The organism is Ruegeria atlantica (assembly GCF_947495585.1).
Classification (GTDB): Bacteria; Pseudomonadota; Alphaproteobacteria; order Rhodobacterales; family Rhodobacteraceae; genus Ruegeria; species Ruegeria atlantica_G.
This window is the reverse complement of record NZ_CANLZK010000028.1, coordinates 1-20264: the sequence shown is the minus strand read 5'-3', so window position 1 is coordinate 20264 and position 20264 is coordinate 1. Positions and strand designations below refer to the sequence as shown.

The following is a 20264-nucleotide window of genomic DNA, read 5'->3' as shown; positions in this document are numbered from 1 at the left end:
CTTCGGTCTCTTGTTTGCAATTTTTGATCCTCCGTTTCCTAAACATAACGGTGGACCAGTTCAGTTGGGGAGGCTCAAGCGCTAGACTGAAACATCAGTGGTCTCCACGCCGTAAAATTCGTCGAATTCTTGACTCGTTGGATAGCGTCCCTCGGTCCACCCAAGATGTCACTTGCCGTACATGGCCGTGTTGTATCCTACCTCCTTCAGCATCTCGGCCATCGTGATTTCCCATTGGGTCGGACCGTAAACGCCACCTCCCAGTGGGACCGTGTGGTTGCCGCTTCGGATACCGTATCGTCCTGTCATGGTCGCTGCTCGGGACGGCGTGCACTGGCTTTCCACGTTGAAGTTCGTGAGTCGTAGTCCCTCCGCAGCGAGGGCGTCCATCTCGGGAGTCACTGTACCACGGATTATGCCGCCTCCATTAAACCCAGGTTCGCCCCAACCAAAATTATCAAGAAAAATGAATACGATGTTGGGTTTGTCCTGTGCTGAAGCAGCTGTGGCAAATAGAACAGATAAGGACAGTAGGAATGTTCGCAATAACCACTTCATGACATCGCCTCTAATCAAGATCACGAGCTCAAGACTGAAGAAACACGTCACCATTCGTCAAGAACGTTCACTCGTTGGGGTACTTTTCTCAGTGGCTGAAGTCAAAGGAGCGTGCGAAGCTGCGGTCGGGGATTGGTAGCACCTCCTCCAGGACTTCTTGTACTCAACTCAGAAAAATCGTTGTTTTTCTTGACGAACAGCCGGATCAGATGTTGCCATGGACTGGCATTCAGCTCGGCTGGGAGGTTCAAATGAAGTTTTTTTTGACGACGTCGACGGCAATAGTTTCCGCAGCATTCATAGCAAGCCCATCAAATGCTCAAGAGGCAGCACAAGGTGGGCAAGTTGGAGAGATGACCATATCGGTCGATGATATGCGTGAACCCGCGCCTGCAGATTTCTCACCTTATGCAGGTCGAGACTTTCCTACACGCCCACTTTGGGGTGACACTCACCTGCACACGTCAAATTCACTCGATGCTCGCGGATTTGGAGTCATTCTGAGCCCCGACGATGCCTATAGGTTTGCACGTGGTGAGGAAGTCACCACATCACACGGCCTACGCGTGCAGTTGTCGCGTCCGCTCGACTGGCTTGTCGTATCCGATCATTCAGATGCCATGGGGGCCATGAATGAAATCGTGGCAGGGAACTCCACGCTGATGCGAGACCCAACGCTTCGAGACTGGAACGAACGTCTCAACGCCGGTGGAGACGTTGCGCTTGGCGCAACAATGGAAGTCATCGAAACCTTTGCTGGCATCACCGGGGATGCTCTTCCCGAGGCTGTTTCAGATCGCAGGTTTGTACAATCCGTGTGGGACGAGTTCACGCAAACTGCGGATCATCACAACGCGCCCGGCACATTCACTGCGTTCATCGGATACGAGTGGACGTCCACCGAAGCTGGAAACAACCTCCATCGTAACGTGATCTACCGGGATGATGCCATTCGCGCTCGGCAAATGCTGCCCTTCACAACCGCGGAAACCTTCAATCCAGAACGGCTATGGGACTGGATGGAAACATATGAGCAAGAGACTGGCGGTCGTGTACTGGCCCTTGCCCACAACGGCAACGTTTCCAACGGCCTGATGTTTCCGGTTGAGACAAACCCTGAAACGGGTGAACCGTTGACGGCGGATTACGCAGAGCGGCGTGCCAAGTGGGAGCCGATGTATGAGATCACCCAAATCAAAGGTGACGGAGAAACGCACCCGTTTTTAAGCCCAAACGATGAATTCGCAGACTATGAAACTTGGGATAAATCCAACCTCGGCCCAACGCCCAAGGAAGACTGGATGCTCCAATACGAGTATGCCCGTGAGGCCTTGAAGAACGGTCTTAAACTAGAGGCTCAGCTGGGTACTAATCCGTATAAATTTGGCGTGGTGGGCTCGACCGACAGCCATACGGCTTTGGCAACGGCGGCAGAAGACAACTTCTTTGGCAAACACTCTGGCGTCGAACCAGAACCCAGGCGTTGGCAGCATGTCGTTGGCGAGTTCGATGCCTTGAGGATTCTCGGGTGGGAAATGGCAGCCTCTGGCTACGCAGCAGTTTGGGCAGAAAACAACACACGCGAAGCCATATTCGACGCCATGGAACGGAAAGAAGTTTACGGGACAACCGGTAGTCGAATTGCGGTCCGTTTTTTTGGTGCCTGGGACTTTACCGAAGCTGATGCGAGATCTCGTTTGCCCGCCAAAATTGGATACGAAAAAGGCGTTCCGATGGGGGGGGACCTCACAGAAGCCACCGAAGGCGCGGACGCCCCAACCTTCTTAGTGGCTGCGCTGAAGGATCCGTTCTCCGGCAATCTCGACCGTATCCAGATTGTGAAAGGTTGGTTAAATGCCAGCGGTGAAACTGAAGAGCGGGTTTATGACGTGGCTTGGTCAGGAGACCGAGAACCTGATGCGGATGAAAATCTACCAGCGGTGGGGAATACCGTGGATGTCGCTACGGGCACGTTTACCAACTCCATTGGGTCTCCAGAGCTGATCACCGTTTGGACGGACCCTGAGTTCGATCCTTCAGTGCGGGCTTTCTACTATGCCCGTGTCTTGGAAATTCCCACACCGAGGTGGACTATTTACGACTCCGTTCGGTTCGGAGACGAACTTCCCGCGGAGGTTCCGACTTCAACTCAGGAACGCGCGTACACTTCGCCAATTTGGTATACGCCCGAGAAGTGAAACATACCTAATCCGACGTCGTTGCGATGAAAGCCTGGCAGTTCCTGTCGCAGCAACACTAGGCTAATGCGTTCATGCGAACGTCCGCTTAGGCTCGGTGCGGTCATTCGCCGAAATGTCGCGAGCGACCGCTGTGCGGACAAAAGTAGCTTTCGCTGCGCTTGCACCAATGACCGTTTTTTCTGGTATTCATGGCCCAGTTTCTTTGCAAAACCCACGTCCAAAATATCTAAAACTCATCAAATTCCGGGACGTTGCCAAGCCTAATGAGGAAACTTGGCGACCCGACTTCGCCACTGTTCGGATCTTCACTGACCATGTAGGCATCGGCGCCAGCGCAATCGTCGGATTGCGCTTCTCTTTCTGCTCTGTTTTGTGCTTCCGCTGCCGTGGAGTATTCAAATTGCTTGCCAATTTTCAAGCTTCCTTGCCCTCCGCGTCCTGGCTTCCGTTCCACATATGTTTGGCAGATGTAGTGAACTTTTTCTGAGCTCTCATCTGAGAGTGTCATAGCAATATCCTTGAAACGAGTGCGGGCGCTACTGATGCATGAGATAAACAGTGCTCGCTAGCCACTTTGTTTGTGTTTCGCTCAATCAAGTCGCGCGGAGAGGAGGGCCAACGATCCTGTCACCGCTTTTTGGCGGGCTTCGGCGGGCAGGCTTCAGATGGAGTCGTCGCATCCCTTTCGAGCCGAGTTTTGCGAAGCCGGGCGTTCTTGATCTGTCTTTGCTCTGTTTCTTCGTTGACCATTTCCCTAACGACCCGCGTTGTTTTGTCCATCGGCGTTTCCGCCTTGGGAACGTGTGCATTGAAGGCAGTTGTTTTTTTCAGCTTTGCCAATGGTTATTCTCCTATCCGTTTTCAACGGCGCATTTGTCAGTTGAGTATTTCAAATTGATGCCAGGTGATTGCCTGGTCCTTGAGAGACACGCGCGTGTCGTAAAGGACTGCGATGGAGCAGCTTTGTCTGAACGTCAGGAGCGGACATAGCATTCATCAACGCACTATAGTTCATTTGGAATCTCATTTCCGATCCTACGTTTTGTGTCGAATGGGGTGTGCCGATGACAAGATGGTCGCTTGTTGCACCGATGAGTCTGTTTCTGGGAGGCATAGAAAGCCCCAAAACGTCCGTATCTTGCTGACCAATGGCGAGAACTAATTGTGTGCTCTGTCCACTTTTTGGAACAAGGTGAAGTCTTTTGAATACCGGGTCGCAGATGCTCTGAGGGTAAGATGAAGGTTTGGACCCTGTTTCAATGACCTCGGCGACAAGCGTAAAGGCATCCGTATACATCCCGCCTATCTGATCTCCGGAAACCGGATCAACGCCCAGAAGTATTGCTTCCCCCAGCCTCAAATCGTTGATGCGACCAGCTGGGTGCCCACTGAAGGCCCAAGGAAGGTTGGCCGAGTTACCACCAGATACCGTCTGAAGGAAGGGACCACACTGCCCCTCTGTGTCATTCGCCAGGACAGACAAGGCGTCCATGTCTGCTGCATTCGGGGCAATTCCACTCAGGCATGCGAAGTTCGCTCCGATGCCTTTTAGCGCGACACCCGGCATATCCACCACTTGCTGCGCAATTGAGCCGAGGTATTTTGGCATGATCCCTTCGCGCAGATCGCCCATCTCAACCATCAGGATAATGCCGTGAATACAGCCCTTCCGGATCGCGGCGGCGGCCAGAGCGGTAATCACGAGGATCTCTGTGTTGTAGCTTGCCTCACAGTACTGGACGACTTGATCGACCTGGCTCAGCGTTGGTGTACGGATCAAGGTGATCGGGCATGCCATGCCCGCATTGCGTAACTTCCGCACGTTGCTAAGACGCGCTTCTGCAAGTCCCACAGCGCCACCATCCAACATTGCCCGAGCGATGGTTGGATGCCCGCACACTGCTTTTGTCACACCGGTGACGCTGATGCCGCGAGTCTTGAGGCGCCCGATCACAGTCTTTGCATTGTGGCGTATCTTGCTCAGATGCACCTCAATGCGGGGTGTACTCATATCGCAGCCACAGGCGTGGGTTGATGCAACCCAGGATAGGCGGCGACAACCATTGCAAGCAAATGCGATGCCGGCCGGCTGAGCACATCCGTTACGGGTAACCCGAGCATTTGTGACTGTGCGGCGATAGTGTCGGTAATCTCGGCCTCAGACATCCCCTCGTGATTGAGCGTGACGCCGATGACTTTTGTGTCAGCAAACGCTTCGATGAGGGCAATCTCACTTGCAGGCTTGGGCATTGACATATTGGGAAAATCACAGCGATGCGCGCGCTTTGGAGCGTGTTGAAGGATCACGGCGTCCGGCTGGCTGCCCCGCAGGATAAAGGCGGATGTGCAGAACGCCGGATGGCTCAACGCTCCTTGACCTTCAATCAAAATGACATCGGGTTGTTCAGCCTCGGAAGCGTCAACAATCGCACCTTCAAGCTCGCCGCAACAGAACTGCGGCGGCACGGCATCCATTGCCACTCCAAATTTTGCGCCCTGCATCAAACCCGTTTGGCCCGTACCAACAAGAACAGTCTTGATGCCCCTTGCATTCAAGGCGCGGGCCAATACGGTCGCTGTTGTCCGTTTTCCAATGGCGCAATCGGTTCCAAGAATCGCTATGCGCAGTGCCTTCACACCTGCAATACTTCCATCGAACAGACGCATATCCTTGCTGGGTTTAGGTTTTCGAATATCTCGAATGGTGACTTTGCGTTCGACTGCAAAAGACGCGATTTCGAGATCATCGCTCAAATACTCATGCAATCCACTGACGATGTTCATACCAAGTGAAATCGCGTCGAGAACAACGTCGCGATCTGTCGATGAGAGTCTCCCCGTAGAGGGTGCCATCCCGTAAATGAGGGTATCTGGGATGACGGTTTCATGGGCGACAGCAGCGTCCAAGCTTTTGAAGATCGGAATGTGGTTTACTGCATCGTCAAGAACCCGCCCACTGTCTTCGCCGTCGTGATTGCCATCAATGACAGACAGGATCCTGTAGGCCTGTGAATGACGAACAAGGCCATTTGCAGTTTTGCCATCAATGTTGGCGAAGTTACCTTGGCAATAGATAATCGCAGTTGGCGGCAAGACGATCTGAGTGGCAGAGGTCGATCTTACGGGTTTATCGCTGGTCGATGGCGGCGCTTGTGCACCGCTGACGGGGCGACGGATAGTGTTAGCCGCGCTAAAGTCGGTTTTCATGATGTTTCCTTTTTGTGGTCGACGCCGAAGGCAACGCTGCCGTTACCATCGGGTATTTAAGTCGAAATTGTCGTGCCGCGCGCTCAGTTATTGAGAACGCACAGACCTTTAGACAGCTTGAAATTCTTATTGCATTCCCAACGGTTTCCGGACCTTCCTAGATGGGCATTCGCAGGAAGGTCTATTATTTCGCAGATCGCACCTGAGGCTGCGTATCCCCGCTCGCACTTCCATCCCGTGCCGTAGTCTGAATCGTCAAAGTAGGCATGTTTAGGGATCACAACGGGCGCGCACGATCCATCCTGTACAAAGTATCCACGTTCGCATGTCCAGGGTCGGCCGTATCCTGATGAATTCAGATACGCGTTGGCCGGGACTTCAATGGCGACGCAAAGGTCGTCCGATGCTTCGAACCCCCGTTTGCATTTCCATGCTGGCCCATAGGTAGTAGCGGCCAGATAAGCGTTTGCGGGCACGACAATTTCTAGGCACGCGTCGTCAACTTTGTGAAAACCCCGCGAGCAATGCCAGCGCTCACCTGATGGGCCAAGAAATCCGCCATCAGGTACAATCACCGCAACACAGGCCGTATCATCGGTCTTGCGAAAACCATGAAGACATTCCCAACCAGAGCCATAGGTGCGGTTGGTCGGATACGCATTTGCTGGCACTATGACAACGGCGCAGACATCGCCACTCAGCCTATACCCGGCGTTACATTTCCAGCCGTCACCGTAGCTCTTTGCAGTGGCATTTTCAGGCACAGGTTGCGATGTGGATTGAGCATATGCAGGCGTTGAAAACAGAAGCAGAGCACAGATTGGGAGCACAATCAGAGCCGCAATCATCTGAATGCCTGGTGACGGATGCGCTCCCCAGATCGCCTGACAGAGTTGCGGCATTGCCTTTGAGTTATGATCCATCCAGCGCAAGCCCCGCGATACAGGCATCTGCAAGGTCGCGGCTTGGCGTTTCCGATCCCGGCAGCGTAGCCCAACCCGTATCCATCATAGCCTTGCGGCGACTGAAGCCCGAGGCCTCTTGGAGGGTTACGATTATTTCTTCGCGCTTGGGGTCAGCAGCTGACCTGTTCAGGCAAACCGGCACCATCGCGAGCGTCACTTCTTCGCTTGCATGGTCCTTCGCCAATTCTTGAGCGCCACCGCTGGTTGTCCACCCGCCCCAGGTAAAGCCAAGGATTGAGACCGCAATCGCACCACACAAAGCACCGTAGATGCCTGGTTTCGTCCATTCTGGAAATGTCATTTTAGATCCTCTGGCGGAGAAAGCGCCGCCGCGCTGTTTTGTGTCTTTTTGCGCATTCTTATTCTCGCGCTAGGGCCATTCCCAAGCCGCGATGACCGATAGGCGCAGTTCGGGCCTACCGGAAGCTCGTTTGATCAACGGTTGCGTTGTGGTTCTTTGGCAAACCGACGGTGCGTCTGATCACCAAAACGGATCAACAAACGTCACAAGCGATGTGGTTGTGCGCGAAAACATCGGCAACCTTCCCAAACATCAGATCCAAGTAGAGGACGTGACAGCTGAATTTTCATGATGGAAGAACTTAGTTTACTCTGGCAGGCGATACGCCTAGGCCGCAGAAAACCAGAACCTTAGTGGCGTGTATATAACCACTTGGCGACGGTATTACAACGTTCATGGGCTTAACGCTTTTTTCACGGCCCCGATACAGATGAAAGAATTGGTTACAACCCAGCCTTCGCCTTGTGTATCGGCAAATCCGTAGCCACTTATGCAACCTTCTTAGTATGCCACTCTGAAGCCGACATTCGCTGCATCACAGAAACATGTAGTTTGGGCTCGATGCAGACGTTCGCTGCACTTTGCGAGAGTGTCTGTTATATACGTTTTACCGGTCGTTCCGTCATACTCGAACTTGAGGCTTTGAAACGCCAGTTCTTATGCTCAGTGTGGTATATTTAGTGATATGCATCTTGAAGCGGATATTTTTATAAAAATTTCAAAGATAGTTACAAAGAATATAGAGTTGCTCCTCGGTCGGCCATTGGTATCTTTGTAAGGCGACACATAGTTCTGCCACCAGCGACAGAACCTTGCCATTTTCGCCTCACTTCCTTCACCCAGTAACCAGACCGATTTCATTGATCCTGGCTTCCTTTTGGGAAAATCAGGGCTGATTTGCAGATCAGTCGCCGAAGGCGCCTGTTCCTGCTGATCTGCCACGTGGCGAACGCGGATGGGGGCGAGGCAATGCTATTCGACAATAGTGGTGCGGCCCGCAGGCGTGGCCGAGGACACGGTTTTGTCTAATGGGGTTGCCCGAGGGGGAAGGCAGCGCCTTACCCCTGATGGCTAGGGGCGTTTGGCTTGTCCAAATCCTGCGGCCCCAAAAGCAAGTGCGGCGGTGCAGGCCGCGCCGGTACTTTTTGCGCCAGATCGCGTTGTTATTCTAATGAGGGCGGAATGCGGAAGTTCGCTGCGGTGCAAAGCAAATGCTACACTATTCCAAAGCGGCCATTGAATCGGACAAATTGCTTAAAAAAACCGGATGATAATCATCTATCACAGTTCGCTTCATCTGCTCTCCACGCATCGAATGAAGCCCGATTTTGTCTGTGGCAATAGGCCCATGGCCAGGCGAAAAAATACTACCTGTTTTAGCAAACCCCAGTTTGTGGAACCATAACACAGGGCAAGCTAGTGGAGTTGGCGCTACGCCGCCAATCCATGTGAAATCCAAATCCTGACATTGTCCACCAGGCTTGGCGAAAAATGCGGTCCCGTGCATACCGCCAGGACAGGCTAAAAAATACCGACGTGGGGACTACATTTATGATGGGTATACCCGAATCGATGATCCCAGCCGGTGGGGATTACGGCGCAATGGATATTACGTGCAAGCCGGAAACTACGTTTACGAAGTAAACCGTCAAATTCAAGCCCGGTGACTTGCACGGTGAAGGTATCGGTGACGATATCTCCAAACGGGATATCGTCAAAATCGCTTTGGTTGACCGTATAGGTCCACTCGCCGGTATTGGGATCAATGGATGCGACGCCCAGCACCGATTGTTGAGATATGGTCCAGTTTTGCGACAGCGGAAAGCCGTCCAGACCCAAATCTCCGGTTGCCACATTTGGAGGGTCTCCGGTTACAAAGCCAGTTGTTGTCCCTACGATCGATACCATTTCAAGACCCCTCCATTTTTAGGACCTCACGAAATTCTTTCTTCCGGTAAAGCTTCATGTGTACGCCCCCCGCGTCGTCGCGGGTCCACTCCACGATGCGATTTCGGGTCAGATCGCTGTCCATCCGATTGGTTCGGACCCGGGGGTGGGGGATTTCTTTTTTCAGTATGTCGACGATCTGGTTGGTCTGTCCAAACGGGGCCACAAGGTCGACGATCCAAAAGGACGTGCCGCTGGCAAAGTCCGTGTCCTTCAGCGGCTTTTCCTGAATGGAGTACCGACGCTCGGCTTCGGGGCTGAGGCCCGCGAAGGTCACAAACCCGCGCGGGAAACCGTTCTGTCGGAAAATGTGGTACTGGTTCAGCCGAAAAGGCGTTTCAAATGCATACAGCACCTGCCCAAGGGTGCGCGGTCTGTGTGTATTGGTCAGCGATGCAAGATAGAACATGGCGCCGAAATCCGCGTATTTTTCGGACGGGATATCAAACCAGTCATTTGGAAACGCTTTGCCCAAAACAAACCCCAGCCAAAATATACCTTGATCCTAATTGCTTATGACCCAAAATGATACTGTTTTGCCTGTATTCTTGTGTCGGGGTCCTGTCGGCCAAATTCCCGAAAATGGTGCCGCTTTACTCGGACCACGTGTCCGGTATGATCTTGAATAAGTGTTTCGAAACAGGAATTGCCATTATGCGAGTTTTGAAAATAGCGGCCCTGGCAGCATTTGCGGTGCCGCCTGTATTTGCACAGGGAATTGGGATCGGAATCGGCGCTTACCCGGGTTTTAAAACCACAGTCACGCCTATGAACAACGGTGTATACGAGGTCGCCGTCAGCGGGTCTTCGGCCCCGGTCTCGTATTGGTGCGGGATAGGTGACTTTGCTATTCGCAGCCTAAGAACCAAAGCAACTCAGCGTATCTATATTGTCCGGGCCTACGAAAAAGGCGTGCGCACGGTGCAGTTTTCACTCACCCCGCCCGATGGTGTCGATACCACGCCGGGATATTCGGTCACCGTAAAACGTGTGGGTGAGAACATGTCGGCGGGCTCCGCGCAGGGTTATTGCTTTGACAACTTCCTGGATTTTGGGTTCCGCTAATTTATCAGACCCATTTTGCCATTGGCGGAAGGCTCATAAGCACCGCATCCGGGTCATGGCCGGTTTCCAGCCCGAATTTTGTGCCCCGGTCGTAGACGAGGTTGTATTCGGCATAAAGGCCCCGATGCACCAGTTGCGTGTCTTTGGCCGTCTCATCAAACTCCTGGACTCGGCGCTTTTCCACCAATGGCAGGAAGGCAGGCAGGAATGCGCGACCAATATCCTGGGTCAACGCAAAATCTGCAGCCCAGTCTCCGGTGCAATAGTCATCCATGAATATCCCGCCCACGCCTCGGGCGCGCTTGCGATGGGGGATATAGAAATACTCATCAGCCCAGTCTTTCAGGCGGGGGTAGTGGCCGGGACCATGCTGATCCAGATGCGCCTTTTGGGTGGCATGAAAATGCGCTGTGTCCTCATCATACTCGATGCAGGGGTTCAGGTCCGAACCGCCGCCGAACCACCATGTGTGCGGGGTCCAGAACATGCGGGTGTTCATATGAACGGCCGGTACATGCGGGTTTTGCATATGCGCGACCAGAGAGATGCCCGACGCCCAGAAACGCGGATCTTCGGTCATCCCCGGTATCCCCTTACGCGCCGCCATGGCCTGTTGCGCCCGCGTACCCAAGGTGCCGTATACGGTCGAGACATTGACGCCGACCTTTTCGAAGACCCGCCCGCCACGCATCACGGACATCAACCCGCCGCCCGCATCGCTGCCGTCCTCGGATTGGCGTTTGGTTTCCTTGACCTCGAACCGGCCAGGTGTTGCGTCTGCAAGAGGGCCAGAGCTGTGGGTGTCTTCAAGTGCCTCAAACGCGGCGACAATCTCATCGCGCAATTGGCGGAACCACGCGGCGGCGGTTGATTTTTCGGTATCGAACATGGGGGTTAATGGGCCGGGGCTGCGACGGGGTCCAGCAAGGTGCGGCCGCCATCAATTGTCAGAATTTGTCCGGTGATGAAGCCGGCTGCATCCGAGGCCAGGAACTGTGCCGTTTCGGTCAGTTCGTTCGGGGCTGCGATCCGGGCCAAGGGCGTATGTCTCTCGATATCGTTGCGAAAGTCCCGGTTTTCCTTGAGCGTGGACTGCAGCGAGGCGCTCATGACCGATCCCAGCGCGATGGAATTAACGCGGATCCGTTTCGGGGCCAGTGCAACGGCCAGTGAACGTGTCATTTGATCCAACGCGGCGGTGGATACGGAATATGCCATCAGATCAGGGTGGGTGCGCCGCGCCGCGATTGACGACAGGTTGATGATCGACCCGGCGGGGCCTTCGTCAGTGTCACCTGCTTGTTTTATCATGCGTTTGGCGACCGCCTGGCTTAGACGCAGCGAGGGCATCAGGTTCTGATTGAGCAGCATGCGCACGGAATCGTCGTCCGCGTCCAGCGGATCGGACGGGATCACCTGCCGCGCGCCATTGATCAGGATGTCCACCTGATCAAACGCATCAAGCGTGGCAGACAGCAGGTTCGCGATGGTCAGCTTTTCCCGCAGGTCGCCAGCAAAAAACCGGATGTTGCTGTCATCGGCCTGTGCGCCAAGCTCGTCGGACAGCCGTTTTTCGTCCATGTCGGCGAACATGACATTGGCGCCGGCATCCGCAAAGTGGCGCCCGATGGCCAGTCCGACACCATTGGCGCTGCCTGTGACAATGGCGGTCTTGCCGGCTATGGAAAAGGACATGCGTTGTCTCCTGATTTGCGGCAGAGGTTAACCGGGATCACCGTCGAGGGCGAGAGGCGTGAAACACCTTGAACCGATTGTCGCCGGATACCTCTTGAACCTGTACGAAATTCTCGGCCAGCGTGACCTCGTAGGGCAGGTGGCGATTTGCGACCATCCACAGATTGCCGCTCCGGGTCAGGTTTCGAGCTGCGGATTTGATAAAGCCCTGACCCAGCTCAGGGTCGGCGGAGCGCGATGTGTGGAACGGAGGGTTCATGATCACCGTGTCCAACGGTTCCGGCGCGTTCCACGTGACGGCGTCGGCCCAGTGGAACTGCGCGCAGGTCTTGACCAAATTGACGCGTGCGCAGGTAAGGGCGATCTGGTCAGCCTCGACAAGATGTAACGCGCGCGGTTTGGCGGCCTTTAGCACACCGGCTGTGAGATACCCCCAGCCAGCGCCCAAATCAGCGATCCTTGCGCCCAGCTTTTCGGGCAATGCGCCCAGCAGCAGGGCCGAGGCAGGGTCAATCCCATCAGCCGAGAACACGCCGGGCGCGGTCCGAAAGCCATCGACTGTCTGGTTGTCCGGGGCGGCCCAGTCGGCAAAAGCCTCGGGTGCGGATTGGAACCAGAAGATCTTGCCATGCGCCTTGGCGATGGGCCCTTCGACGTCAACGCGTTTGCGGATGTCTTTCAGCAGGCTATCGACGCCGTCGGTTTTGACACCGTCTATGACAATCAGTCCCCTGGCCCGCTGACAGGCCTGATGCACCATGCTGCGCGCCAGCGCCTTGGCGCGGGGCAGGATCACGATGGCATCCTGACAAGGGTCGTGGGCTTCCGGCACAGCGGCAAAGCCCTGTCCGGCAAAGTGGTCGTGAAACGGTTTGAATGGCTGCACAACCTGCGTTTCACGCGGCAGGGCCGACAGATCGCAGTTGGATGTCGGCCCAAGCACGCTGAGTGGTTGCGACAGCTCAAGGCCGCTTTGCAGGGCAAGATCAAGACGAGGGGACATCGGCAAATATGAGAGAGAAGGCTAGGCGGCCTTACTCTTCCCGTTCCATTGTGCATTGCAGGGGGTGCTGGTGCCTGCGGGCAAAGTCCATGACCTGGCCCACTTTGGTTTCGGCGATCTCATGGCTGAACACGCCAACCACGGCGACGCCTTTCTTGTGGACGATCAACATGATTTCGAACGCCTCGGCATGGGTCATGCCAAAGAAACGCTCCAGCACATGCACCACGAATTCCATCGGCGTGTAGTCGTCGTTCAGCAGCAGTACTTTGTACAACGGCGGGCGCTTGGTCTTAGGGCGCGTCTGTACCAACAGCGACGGATCATCGTCGTTGTCCGGTTGGTCAGACATCATCCATTTGTGTTCAGTCATTGCGCCTTTGTCCGATTCAGGCTTCGGTTTGTCTGATCGGTTATATAACGTGCATGGGGCCAGAGAAAAGAGCCAGCAGGACGTAATCGAAATGGAAAAAGCGCTGACCACAATTGGGTTCGACGCCGACGACACGCTTTGGCACAACGAGCGGTTTTTTAAACTGACGCAGACCCATTTCACGGAATTGCTGGCCGATCAAGCTGATCGCGATCACCTGTTGGATCGGCTGCTTGCTGCGGAAAAACGCAATATCCGGCACTACGGCTACGGAATCAAAGGCTTCACCCTGTCGATGATCGAAACCGCAATCGAAGTGACCGACGACCGTGTTCCAGCCTCGGTTATCCGCCAGTTGGTCGAAGCGGGGCAGGACATGCTGGCCCACCCGATCGAGCTTTTGCCCCACGCGCGAGAGGCCATCGAAGCGGTGACTGATACGCATCGGGTGATTCTAATCACCAAGGGCGACCTGATCGATCAAGAGAGAAAGCTGGCGCAATCCGGTCTGGGAGAGTTGTTCGACGAGGTCGAAATCGTGTCCGAAAAGTCAGCGCGAACCTACCGCGATATCTTTGCGCGGCATGGTGACGGACCCGAATCTGCAATGATGGTAGGTAATTCGATGCGGTCCGATGTCGTCGCCCCAATTCAGGCCGGGTGTTGGGGCGTCTATGTGCCCCATGGGTTGGTTTGGGAGATCGAAAAGGCCGAAACCCCTGCGGGCAATCCGCGCTATCGCGAGATGCGGGATTTGGGCGAACTTGCTGATCTGGTTCAGCGCCTAAGTTGATGTTGCCAATTGGTCTCAGTTTTTAAAAAACGAGGTGGGAATTACGTTAAGGGGTTCAATTTGCGTGGATGTGGTAGGTTGCGGGCTGTGCGCGTCTACATGTAGTGTCGGTTCGGACCCTTAACAAAACAGCGAATTTGCACGCTTTCGGTTTATTTCATTGGGTCTCTGTGTTAGCCTTATCGATAATAAGAATAATTAACGCTGACCGGGAAAACCCGGCGGCCTGAGGTAGACAGAGGCAAAGATCGTGCAGGTTCGGCGGACAGTTCCGGCCCGGATGGGCTTATTTCTTATAGCATTCTTGTGGCTGCTCTCCTTCGCGCCGTTGCAGGGATTTGCGGCACCATATGCGGCGATGGTCATTGACGCCCGGACAGGCGAGGTTTTGCATTCGCGCAATGCTGACACCCGACTGCATCCGGCCTCTCTGACCAAGATGATGACACTCTATATTGCATTCGAGGCGGTGCGGAATGGTGAGATCACCTTGGACACGCCCGTTCGGATTACAAAAAAGGCCTCTTCTGAACCCCCTTCGAAGCTGGGCCTTCGCACCGGACAAACCATTGCGTTCCGATATCTGATCAGGGCGGCTGCCGTGAAGTCCGCCAATGATGCGGCCACGGCGATTGGCATCGCGATCAGTGGATCCGAAGCCGCATTCGCCCGTCGCATGACGCGCACGGCCAAGGCCATGGGTATGAGCCGCACAACGTTCAAGAACGCACATGGCCTGACGGAATCAGGTCACTTGTCGACCGCGCGGGATATGACCACTTTGGGTCGCCACCTGCTTTATGACTATCCGCAGTATTACAACCTGTTCTCGCGCCAATCCACGCATGCCGGGATCAAGACGGTTCCCAACACGAACCGTCGCCTGTTGGCAGCTTACAAAGGTGCGGACGGGATCAAGACCGGATACACGCGGGCGGCTGGCTTTAACCTGGTTGCATCGGCCAAACGCAAGGACGAACGCATCATCGCGACTGTCTTTGGCGGCAAATCCGGCGCATCGCGGAATGCAAAAGTCGCTGAGTTGTTGGACATGGGATTCCGCCGTGCCCCTTCGCGTGCCCCGATCCGCAAGCCGGCCCGCCCCACCTATGCCGGGAACGCGGGATTGGGCGCAACCGTCGCGGCCCTGACCATTGCGCCAAAATCCAGTCTGCGCCCCGTTCTGCGCCCTGGACCGGGTGCCGCAGTTCAGGTTGCTGGCACTGTGGCTGAGACGGCTGCCAAAAACGGTACGCGTATCAAGGACGGAATCGCTGCGGCGATTGCAGCTGCCGACATCCAACCGTCTGGTGATGGCGACGCAACCCGCCCCGCTGCGCGCCCGGCCGACCTGGTTCTGGCCTCGACCGATCCGGCAGTGCAGCCCGAACCCGAGCAAGAGATTGTGACCCGACTGTCAACATCGGGCGGACGGCTATGGGGCGTGAACGTTGGCCGCTATACCACCCGATATGAGGCGGAAAAGATTTTGCTGAAAACGGCCCTGTCGGAAATGACCACTCTGGAAGGCACGCTGCGCAAGGTGAACCAAAGCTCGCGCGGCTTCGACGCGACATTTCAGGGCATGACCCGCGAACAGGCCGATCTGGCCTGCCGCCGGTTGCAGGCCCGGAATGTGACTTGTTTCATGATCGGGCCGTCATAAGGCTCGACATACTCTCCTGAATGGATCTGGGCTGCGAGGAAACTCGCAGCCTTTTTTTGTCAGTCGAAGACGTGGCCGTGTTCGTATTGTTCATCCTGGCCCGCCGCAGCGGTCAGGGCGGCAACGTTATCTTTGGTAAAGAACCCGTCATAGTGGTGGCAGCGTTCGATATACTCGGTGATCAACAGCGTGTACTTCGAGTGCTTTGAGAAGATCTGTTTGAGGTTCGGATCATCCTTACACTCGCCCACCACATGGGCCAGGAACGGCACACCTTCATTCTTGAGTGTGTTGACCACAAAATCGACGTTCTTTTCACCCGCGCCGTGGTCGCCGTCCTGGATCTCGATTGCCATGTGGTGCAGGCGACGGCCAAAGTTCCGAACGAAATCCTCGGTTGGCATCGGCAGCTGTTCAAAGGAATTGACGAAGGAGGGTGTGTTGTTCGCGGTGAAGACCTTGGCGGGGGACTTCTTGTCATCGTCGACATTCGCGTTCCGGTTCACATTGGTAGACGAGTTCATCTCAAAGATGTTGTACGCGCCCCAAAAGTAGTAGGGCACCATGGTCAGAAACTCGAGGATCGCGTCCTCACGCTCGCCGGCCAGAATGCGTGTTGCAAGGTGGTCGACCCCCAGCATCAAAGGCGCGATTTTGCTGTCTGCCCCGAATGCCGCCGCCTGATCCAGCCGCGCCTGTTCGTCATTGCTCAGCAATATCCGGTCACCCAATCCAAGGCTGTCGGTTTCGTTGAAATCCAGGGATGAGTAGCCAACCCTGTTACAGGTGAAATCGGACGGAGACGTAAATCTGAACCCGTCCGAAGTGTAGAACGGGTTTTCGGTGTCTCCCTTGTACTCAAACCTGATGTTCTGATCTTCAAGCGTTTTGGCCAGGGTCTTGAGGTCCGTGGCGCCATAAATCTCTCCGACATAGCGGGTCTGGGGGGTGTTGCGGGCCAGCGGGTACATCCGGTTAATGCGTGGGATAAAGTCCTCGAAGGTCGCGCTCAGCGGAGCCATGACGATCATCGCGGGATAATCGGAGTGCGAATGCAGCACCGCAAATTTGTGCGTCTGGCCCAGATAGCTGGCTGTATGCCGGTAAGGTGTCATGACATAGAGTTCGATCAGCGTGTCGAACACAGCGTCCGGTTCAACCTGAATGACGATCGCCTGCATCGCCCCGACCTGATCCGCCACGCCCGAGCTTTGGCGGCGTTCGTAGATCATCGGCAGATATTGGTGGAAGAACTCAGAGTTCTTTTTGTCGCCGCGCGGTTCGTAATTCATCAGATCGAAAGACATTGGCCAACCTCTTTGCCTATACCGGTTCGGCATGGCGTTGCTTGGAATTGTGGTATTCAGAACATGCACTTGTCAGGCATGCTAGGGTCTGTATTCCATACAGGCAACAGTCAGAGGATAGATCGTCAGGATTACGCCCTTCTTTCTATCGCATGAATTTTGTCACATCGACCCCGCCGTCGATCAGGGATGTGCGAACCGAACGGGCGATTTGTACTGCGGTTGGGCCGTCGCCATGCAGGCAGATCGTGTCGATGGATGTCTCTAGCCGCTGGCCGCTCTCGGTGATGATGGCACCTTCGCGCACCATGTTCAGGATGCGCGGTCCAGCAATTTCGGGGTCATGAATAACCGCGCCGGGCATGCTGCGGTCGACAAGGGTTCCGTCGTCGTTATAGGCCCGGTCCGCAAAGATCTCGCCGACCCACTTGCACCCCAGTTCGCGCACGGCTTCTTCTTGTTTGGTAACGGCCAAAACCATGATGATGATGCCCGGATCGACATCCAGCGCGCCCTGATAACAGGCTCGGGCCATGTCGATATCGACCGAGCACATGTTGGCCAGCGCCCCGTGCAGCTTCAGGTGCCGCACTTCGGTGCCAACGGCCTTGGCCATTCCGATTGCCGCCCCTAGTTGATAACGCACCAGATTGCGCAGGCTGGCATGGGGTACTTTCATGTTGCGCCGGCCAAAGCCCTGCAGGTCGGGAAAGCCGGGATGCGCGCCTATCCCGACGCCGTTTTTGGCGGCCAAGGTCATCGTCTTGGCCATGACGTCCGGGTCGCCGGCATGAAAGCCGCAAGCGATATTGGCGGATGTGATAATTTTCAGCAGACTTTCATCATCGCCCATATTCCATGGGCCATAGCTTTCGCCCATATCGGCATTCAGATCGACGCTTGGCATGGGTGATACTCCTTAGTCGGTGGCAGAGATCATTCCGCCGATCAATTGGTAGGACAAGAGGTCCGGGATGTCATGCGGATCGCGGACCAGCGGTTCGACCCGCATAGGTAGCCGGGCAAGTTCGGCTTCGTGGGCGGTTTGCAGGGCTGTGGCCTCGTCCAGTGACACGAATTCGAACTTGATCTGCCCGCCCGCCGGGGTTTGTGCCGCGCGCGGTAGGTCACAGGGTAGAACCGTCGCGATACGGGGATACCCTCCGGTGGTCTGACATTCAGGCAACAGGATAAATGGGCTGCCTGTTCCGGTCATCTGTATGTCACCGGGGGTAATGACCTCGGACAGAATGTTCAGCTGACCCTGGGCCGCGAAACCTTCGCCCTCGCTATCCAACTGCATCCCCATTCGGTTGGCCCGACTGCCACGCCGAAACTCGGTTTGCACAAAGCGGTCCAGCGTTTCCTTATCAAACAGGGGGGTTTGAAAGCTGGCGATCACGCGTAGAGCGCCACCCGTGAAGCGATCATCCGGGTTGAGTTTCATGCCCGTCACGCCTGATCCGCTAGCGACTGGCAATGTATCTCCGGTCCGAATGGTGCTTCCGATCTTGGCGGTCAAATGCGCCGAGCGTGATCCCAGAAAGGCTTCGGACGCGATCCCGCCGCTGACATGCAGGTAGCCATAGGTCCCGCGCGTCGCAGCACCAATCACCAGCCGCTGCCCGACTTCCATCTGGTGCGACGCATTCCAGACCACAGGTGCGCCATCAATGCTGGCTTGCATCGGAGCACCTGTCAGAGCGATGCCGAGAGATTGCGTTGCCTCGAACTCGCCACCCATTCCAGCCACTTCCAAGGCTGCAAGCTCCGGGCTTTGACGCAGCAACGCTGCGCCCTCGTGCAGGGCCAGCTGATCGGCGGCGCCGGATCGGGACAGCCCCTGATCCAGATACCCGACACGACCCTGGTCTTGTATGGTGCAGGCCGGGCCAATGCGATGAACAATCAGGCTCATCCCGCGATCTCCTCGCAGGTGGCCCCGCCTAAGCCGTCCGAGTTGTTGGCACGGATGCTTTCCAGTTCGTCGCGCGAAACGGACAGGAACTGCATTTCATCCCCTGGCTTCAACGCAAAGCTCTGCGGTGCGTCAGGGCGAAAGCAACGAAATGCGGTTTGGCCCACGTGCCGCCAACCGGTCGGAGTGGGGCCCGAGAACAGTACGAATTGGGAAATTGCCAATACCAAGGCCCCCTCTGGGACCATAGGAGTCAGTTCCTTCAGGCGTGGAATATTGAACTCAGGACCAAGCGGACCAAGATACGGCTGCCCCGGTGCAAAGCCGATGGTTAATACGCGTACCTTTGTGTCGCTCAGCCGCCGAACGGCCTCCATGGAATCCAACCCCGCCGCTGCCGCTGCCTCGTCCAGTTGCGGAGCAAGCTCGCCCCCATAAACTGTCGGGACTTGCCACAACCTGCGACCGGCAGGCAGTGGTGCCTCAAACCAATTTTGCTGTGCAAGTAGGTGTCGCACTTTATCCTGGATTTCAGTGCGAGGCAGTTTGTCGGGATCGAACCTCAGATATGCCGATGCAAGGGATGCTGAGGTTTCGACAACACCGTCCCAGGATGCCGCGTCGATTGCGCCCCTAAAGGCCAGTGCCGCCCGGTTCGAGGGTTCGGCCATGGCATCGGCAAAGGAAACAAGAAGGCCGTCATAGCCTACGGTACTTATGCGTGGAAACATGTCGGCTGTATTGGTGGTCATTTCACGGCTAACCCGGGCATCTTACAGAGGCGACCACACAGCATCCCGGGCCAATGCGCAAGCCCGGCGAGGGTAGAGATGCGCGGATTCTATACCTGAGTTGAGTGCCAGCATGGTTTTTTAGGCCGGTTCCGACTCATTGAATCGCTTCCGACTCGATTGAGTCTTGTGGTGTGATGGGTCGCCCTGTCTATATATAGGGGTACGATTACTGGAGGCGCAGGCAGGTGTAGGTACGACTTGTATTTCAACTGATGAGATCGCCGTTCGAGGGGGTACATAGCGTCACTTAAGATATTGATAAATAACGGTTAAGCGGAAAGATGGAAAAAAATCGCCCAGGACGTCATTTTCTGCTTGCGGCTTTGTTTGGTAAACCTTAGAACCCCCTTCACCGGCGCTGCTGAGGCGGCGCTGACGGGCCGGAGAGACGGTTGGACGGGTTGGAGAGACAGCCGGACGCATCGGAGAGACGGTGGGCATCTTAGGGAATGATTTAGGCGGGCGCGCTGA

At 55.6% G+C, this 20264-nt stretch carries 21 protein-coding genes; 4 read left to right on the top strand and 17 right to left on the bottom strand.

Annotated features, from left to right (window positions below; translation table 11 throughout):
• Positions 1-168: 168 nt before the first annotated feature.
• A complete protein-coding gene (locus QMP16_RS23095; RefSeq protein WP_282154325.1) occupies positions 169-558 on the bottom strand; it encodes a sulfatase-like hydrolase/transferase in 390 nt (129 codons plus the stop codon).
• A gap of 251 nt (positions 559-809) precedes the next feature.
• On the opposite strand from QMP16_RS23095, the gene QMP16_RS23090 reads away from it, so the two are divergent.
• Positions 810-2756, top strand: coding sequence for a DUF3604 domain-containing protein (locus QMP16_RS23090; RefSeq protein ID WP_282154324.1), 1947 nt, complete (start codon positions 810-812; stop codon positions 2754-2756).
• Between the two features lie 229 nt (positions 2757-2985).
• On the opposite strand, the gene QMP16_RS23085 is transcribed toward QMP16_RS23090, so the two are convergent.
• The 7 genes from QMP16_RS23085 to QMP16_RS23055 all read right to left on the bottom strand — a co-directional run bounded on the left by QMP16_RS23085 (position 2986) and on the right by QMP16_RS23055 (position 9588).
• Positions 2986-3267, bottom strand: a complete 282-nt coding sequence (locus tag QMP16_RS23085; RefSeq protein ID WP_282154323.1) for a hypothetical protein — start codon at positions 3265-3267, stop codon at positions 2986-2988.
• Between the two features lie 119 nt (positions 3268-3386).
• The gene (locus QMP16_RS23080) at positions 3387-3599 is read right to left on the bottom strand and encodes a hypothetical protein (protein WP_282154322.1); all 213 of its coding nucleotides are present in this window, start codon (positions 3597-3599) and stop codon (positions 3387-3389) included.
• Between the two features lie 49 nt (positions 3600-3648).
• Positions 3649-4770 (bottom strand): alanine/ornithine racemase family PLP-dependent enzyme, encoded by a 1122-nt coding sequence (locus tag QMP16_RS23075; RefSeq protein WP_282154321.1) that lies wholly within the window; start codon positions 4768-4770, stop codon positions 3649-3651.
• Entirely contained in the window at positions 4767-5966 is a 1200-nt protein-coding gene (locus tag QMP16_RS23070) for a DUF1611 domain-containing protein (protein ID WP_282119867.1), read from the bottom strand. Before QMP16_RS23070 ends, QMP16_RS23075 begins: the two co-directional genes overlap by 4 nt.
• A 912-nt stretch (positions 5967-6878) precedes the next feature.
• On the bottom strand, positions 6879-7232 hold the full coding sequence (locus QMP16_RS23065; RefSeq protein ID WP_282119868.1) for a hypothetical protein: 354 nt from the start codon (positions 7230-7232) through the stop codon (positions 6879-6881).
• A gap of 1521 nt (positions 7233-8753) precedes the next feature.
• A complete protein-coding gene (locus tag QMP16_RS23060; RefSeq protein WP_282154320.1) occupies positions 8754-9140 on the bottom strand; it encodes a VCBS domain-containing protein in 387 nt (128 codons plus the stop codon).
• 1 nt (position 9141) lies between these two features.
• Positions 9142-9588, bottom strand: a complete 447-nt coding sequence (locus QMP16_RS23055; RefSeq protein WP_282154319.1) for a toxin-activating lysine-acyltransferase — start codon at positions 9586-9588, stop codon at positions 9142-9144.
• Positions 9589-9833: 245 nt separating this feature from the next.
• Between QMP16_RS23055 and QMP16_RS23050 the strand changes: the two genes are divergently transcribed.
• Positions 9834-10244, top strand: coding sequence for a hypothetical protein (locus QMP16_RS23050; RefSeq protein WP_282154318.1), 411 nt, complete (start codon positions 9834-9836; stop codon positions 10242-10244).
• 4 nt (positions 10245-10248) lie between these two features.
• On the opposite strand, the gene hemF is transcribed toward QMP16_RS23050, so the two are convergent.
• Genes hemF through clpS form a run of 4 tightly spaced genes read right to left on the bottom strand, consistent with a single transcriptional unit; the run spans position 10249 to position 13315 of the window.
• A complete protein-coding gene (hemF, locus tag QMP16_RS23045) occupies positions 10249-11133 on the bottom strand; it encodes an oxygen-dependent coproporphyrinogen oxidase (protein ID WP_282154317.1) in 885 nt (294 codons plus the stop codon).
• Between the two features lie 5 nt (positions 11134-11138).
• Positions 11139-11939 carry an SDR family NAD(P)-dependent oxidoreductase gene (locus QMP16_RS23040; protein WP_282154316.1) on the bottom strand — a complete coding sequence of 267 codons (801 nt, stop codon included), beginning with the start codon at positions 11937-11939 and terminating at the stop codon, positions 11139-11141.
• Between the two features lie 37 nt (positions 11940-11976).
• Entirely contained in the window at positions 11977-12942 is a 966-nt protein-coding gene (locus tag QMP16_RS23035) for a class I SAM-dependent methyltransferase (RefSeq protein WP_282154315.1), read from the bottom strand.
• A gap of 31 nt (positions 12943-12973) precedes the next feature.
• Positions 12974-13315, bottom strand: coding sequence for an ATP-dependent Clp protease adapter ClpS (gene clpS, locus QMP16_RS23030; RefSeq protein ID WP_058271961.1), 342 nt, complete (start codon positions 13313-13315; stop codon positions 12974-12976).
• A 91-nt stretch (positions 13316-13406) separates the two neighbouring features.
• Between clpS and QMP16_RS23025 the strand changes: the two genes are divergently transcribed.
• A complete protein-coding gene (locus QMP16_RS23025; protein WP_282154314.1) occupies positions 13407-14108 on the top strand; it encodes an HAD family hydrolase in 702 nt (233 codons plus the stop codon).
• 280 nt (positions 14109-14388) lie between these two features.
• Complete coding sequence (locus QMP16_RS23020; RefSeq protein WP_282154313.1) at positions 14389-15774, top strand: D-alanyl-D-alanine carboxypeptidase family protein; 1386 nt, start codon at positions 14389-14391, stop codon at positions 15772-15774.
• Positions 15775-15833: 59 nt separating this feature from the next.
• Here QMP16_RS23020 and QMP16_RS23015 read toward each other — a convergent pair whose 3' ends face one another.
• The 5 genes from QMP16_RS23015 to QMP16_RS22995 all read right to left on the bottom strand — a co-directional run.
• Positions 15834-17081, bottom strand: a complete 1248-nt coding sequence (locus QMP16_RS23015; protein WP_282154312.1) for a hypothetical protein — start codon at positions 17079-17081, stop codon at positions 15834-15836.
• A 145-nt stretch (positions 17082-17226) separates the two neighbouring features.
• Positions 17227-17988 (bottom strand): LamB/YcsF family protein, encoded by a 762-nt coding sequence (locus tag QMP16_RS23010; RefSeq protein ID WP_282154311.1) that lies wholly within the window; start codon positions 17986-17988, stop codon positions 17227-17229.
• Between the two features lie 12 nt (positions 17989-18000).
• A complete protein-coding gene (locus QMP16_RS23005; RefSeq protein ID WP_282154310.1) occupies positions 18001-18999 on the bottom strand; it encodes a biotin-dependent carboxyltransferase family protein in 999 nt (332 codons plus the stop codon).
• Positions 18996-19751: a 5-oxoprolinase subunit B family protein gene (locus tag QMP16_RS23000; protein ID WP_282154309.1), complete on the bottom strand. Its 756-nt coding sequence runs from the start codon at positions 19749-19751 to the stop codon at positions 18996-18998. Before QMP16_RS23000 ends, QMP16_RS23005 begins: the two co-directional genes overlap by 4 nt.
• Positions 19752-20036: 285 nt before the next feature.
• Positions 20037-20264, bottom strand: a 228-nt coding sequence (locus tag QMP16_RS22995; protein WP_282154308.1) for a hypothetical protein, incomplete at its 5' end; no start/stop codon positions are given.

What these genes read in the sequence shown, in the direction of transcription:
- QMP16_RS23095 (WP_282154325.1), bottom strand. Translation starts at nt 558, where the DNA reads ATGAAGTGGTTATTGCGAACATTCCTACTGTCCTTATCTGTTCTATTT.
- QMP16_RS23090 (WP_282154324.1), top strand. Translation starts at nt 810, where the DNA reads ATGAAGTTTTTTTTGACGACGTCGACGGCAATAGTTTCCGCAGCATTC.
- QMP16_RS23085 (WP_282154323.1), bottom strand. Translation starts at nt 3,267, where the DNA reads ATGACACTCTCAGATGAGAGCTCAGAAAAAGTTCACTACATCTGCCAA.
- QMP16_RS23075 (WP_282154321.1), bottom strand. Translation starts at nt 4,770, where the DNA reads ATGAGTACACCCCGCATTGAGGTGCATCTGAGCAAGATACGCCACAAT.
- QMP16_RS23070 (WP_282119867.1), bottom strand. Translation starts at nt 5,966, where the DNA reads ATGAAAACCGACTTTAGCGCGGCTAACACTATCCGTCGCCCCGTCAGC.
- QMP16_RS23065 (WP_282119868.1), bottom strand. Translation starts at nt 7,232, where the DNA reads ATGACATTTCCAGAATGGACGAAACCAGGCATCTACGGTGCTTTGTGT.
- QMP16_RS23060 (WP_282154320.1), bottom strand. Translation starts at nt 9,140, where the DNA reads ATGGTATCGATCGTAGGGACAACAACTGGCTTTGTAACCGGAGACCCT.
- QMP16_RS23055 (WP_282154319.1), bottom strand. Translation starts at nt 9,588, where the DNA reads ATGTTCTATCTTGCATCGCTGACCAATACACACAGACCGCGCACCCTT.
- QMP16_RS23050 (WP_282154318.1), top strand. Translation starts at nt 9,834, where the DNA reads ATGCGAGTTTTGAAAATAGCGGCCCTGGCAGCATTTGCGGTGCCGCCT.
- hemF (WP_282154317.1), bottom strand. Translation starts at nt 11,133, where the DNA reads ATGTTCGATACCGAAAAATCAACCGCCGCCGCGTGGTTCCGCCAATTG.
- QMP16_RS23040 (WP_282154316.1), bottom strand. Translation starts at nt 11,939, where the DNA reads ATGTCCTTTTCCATAGCCGGCAAGACCGCCATTGTCACAGGCAGCGCC.
- QMP16_RS23035 (WP_282154315.1), bottom strand. Translation starts at nt 12,942, where the DNA reads ATGTCCCCTCGTCTTGATCTTGCCCTGCAAAGCGGCCTTGAGCTGTCG.
- clpS (WP_058271961.1), bottom strand. Translation starts at nt 13,315, where the DNA reads ATGACTGAACACAAATGGATGATGTCTGACCAACCGGACAACGACGAT.
- QMP16_RS23025 (WP_282154314.1), top strand. Translation starts at nt 13,407, where the DNA reads ATGGAAAAAGCGCTGACCACAATTGGGTTCGACGCCGACGACACGCTT.
- QMP16_RS23020 (WP_282154313.1), top strand. Translation starts at nt 14,389, where the DNA reads ATGGGCTTATTTCTTATAGCATTCTTGTGGCTGCTCTCCTTCGCGCCG.
- QMP16_RS23015 (WP_282154312.1), bottom strand. Translation starts at nt 17,081, where the DNA reads ATGTCTTTCGATCTGATGAATTACGAACCGCGCGGCGACAAAAAGAAC.
- QMP16_RS23010 (WP_282154311.1), bottom strand. Translation starts at nt 17,988, where the DNA reads ATGCCAAGCGTCGATCTGAATGCCGATATGGGCGAAAGCTATGGCCCA.
- QMP16_RS23005 (WP_282154310.1), bottom strand. Translation starts at nt 18,999, where the DNA reads ATGAGCCTGATTGTTCATCGCATTGGCCCGGCCTGCACCATACAAGAC.
- QMP16_RS23000 (WP_282154309.1), bottom strand. Translation starts at nt 19,751, where the DNA reads ATGACCACCAATACAGCCGACATGTTTCCACGCATAAGTACCGTAGGC.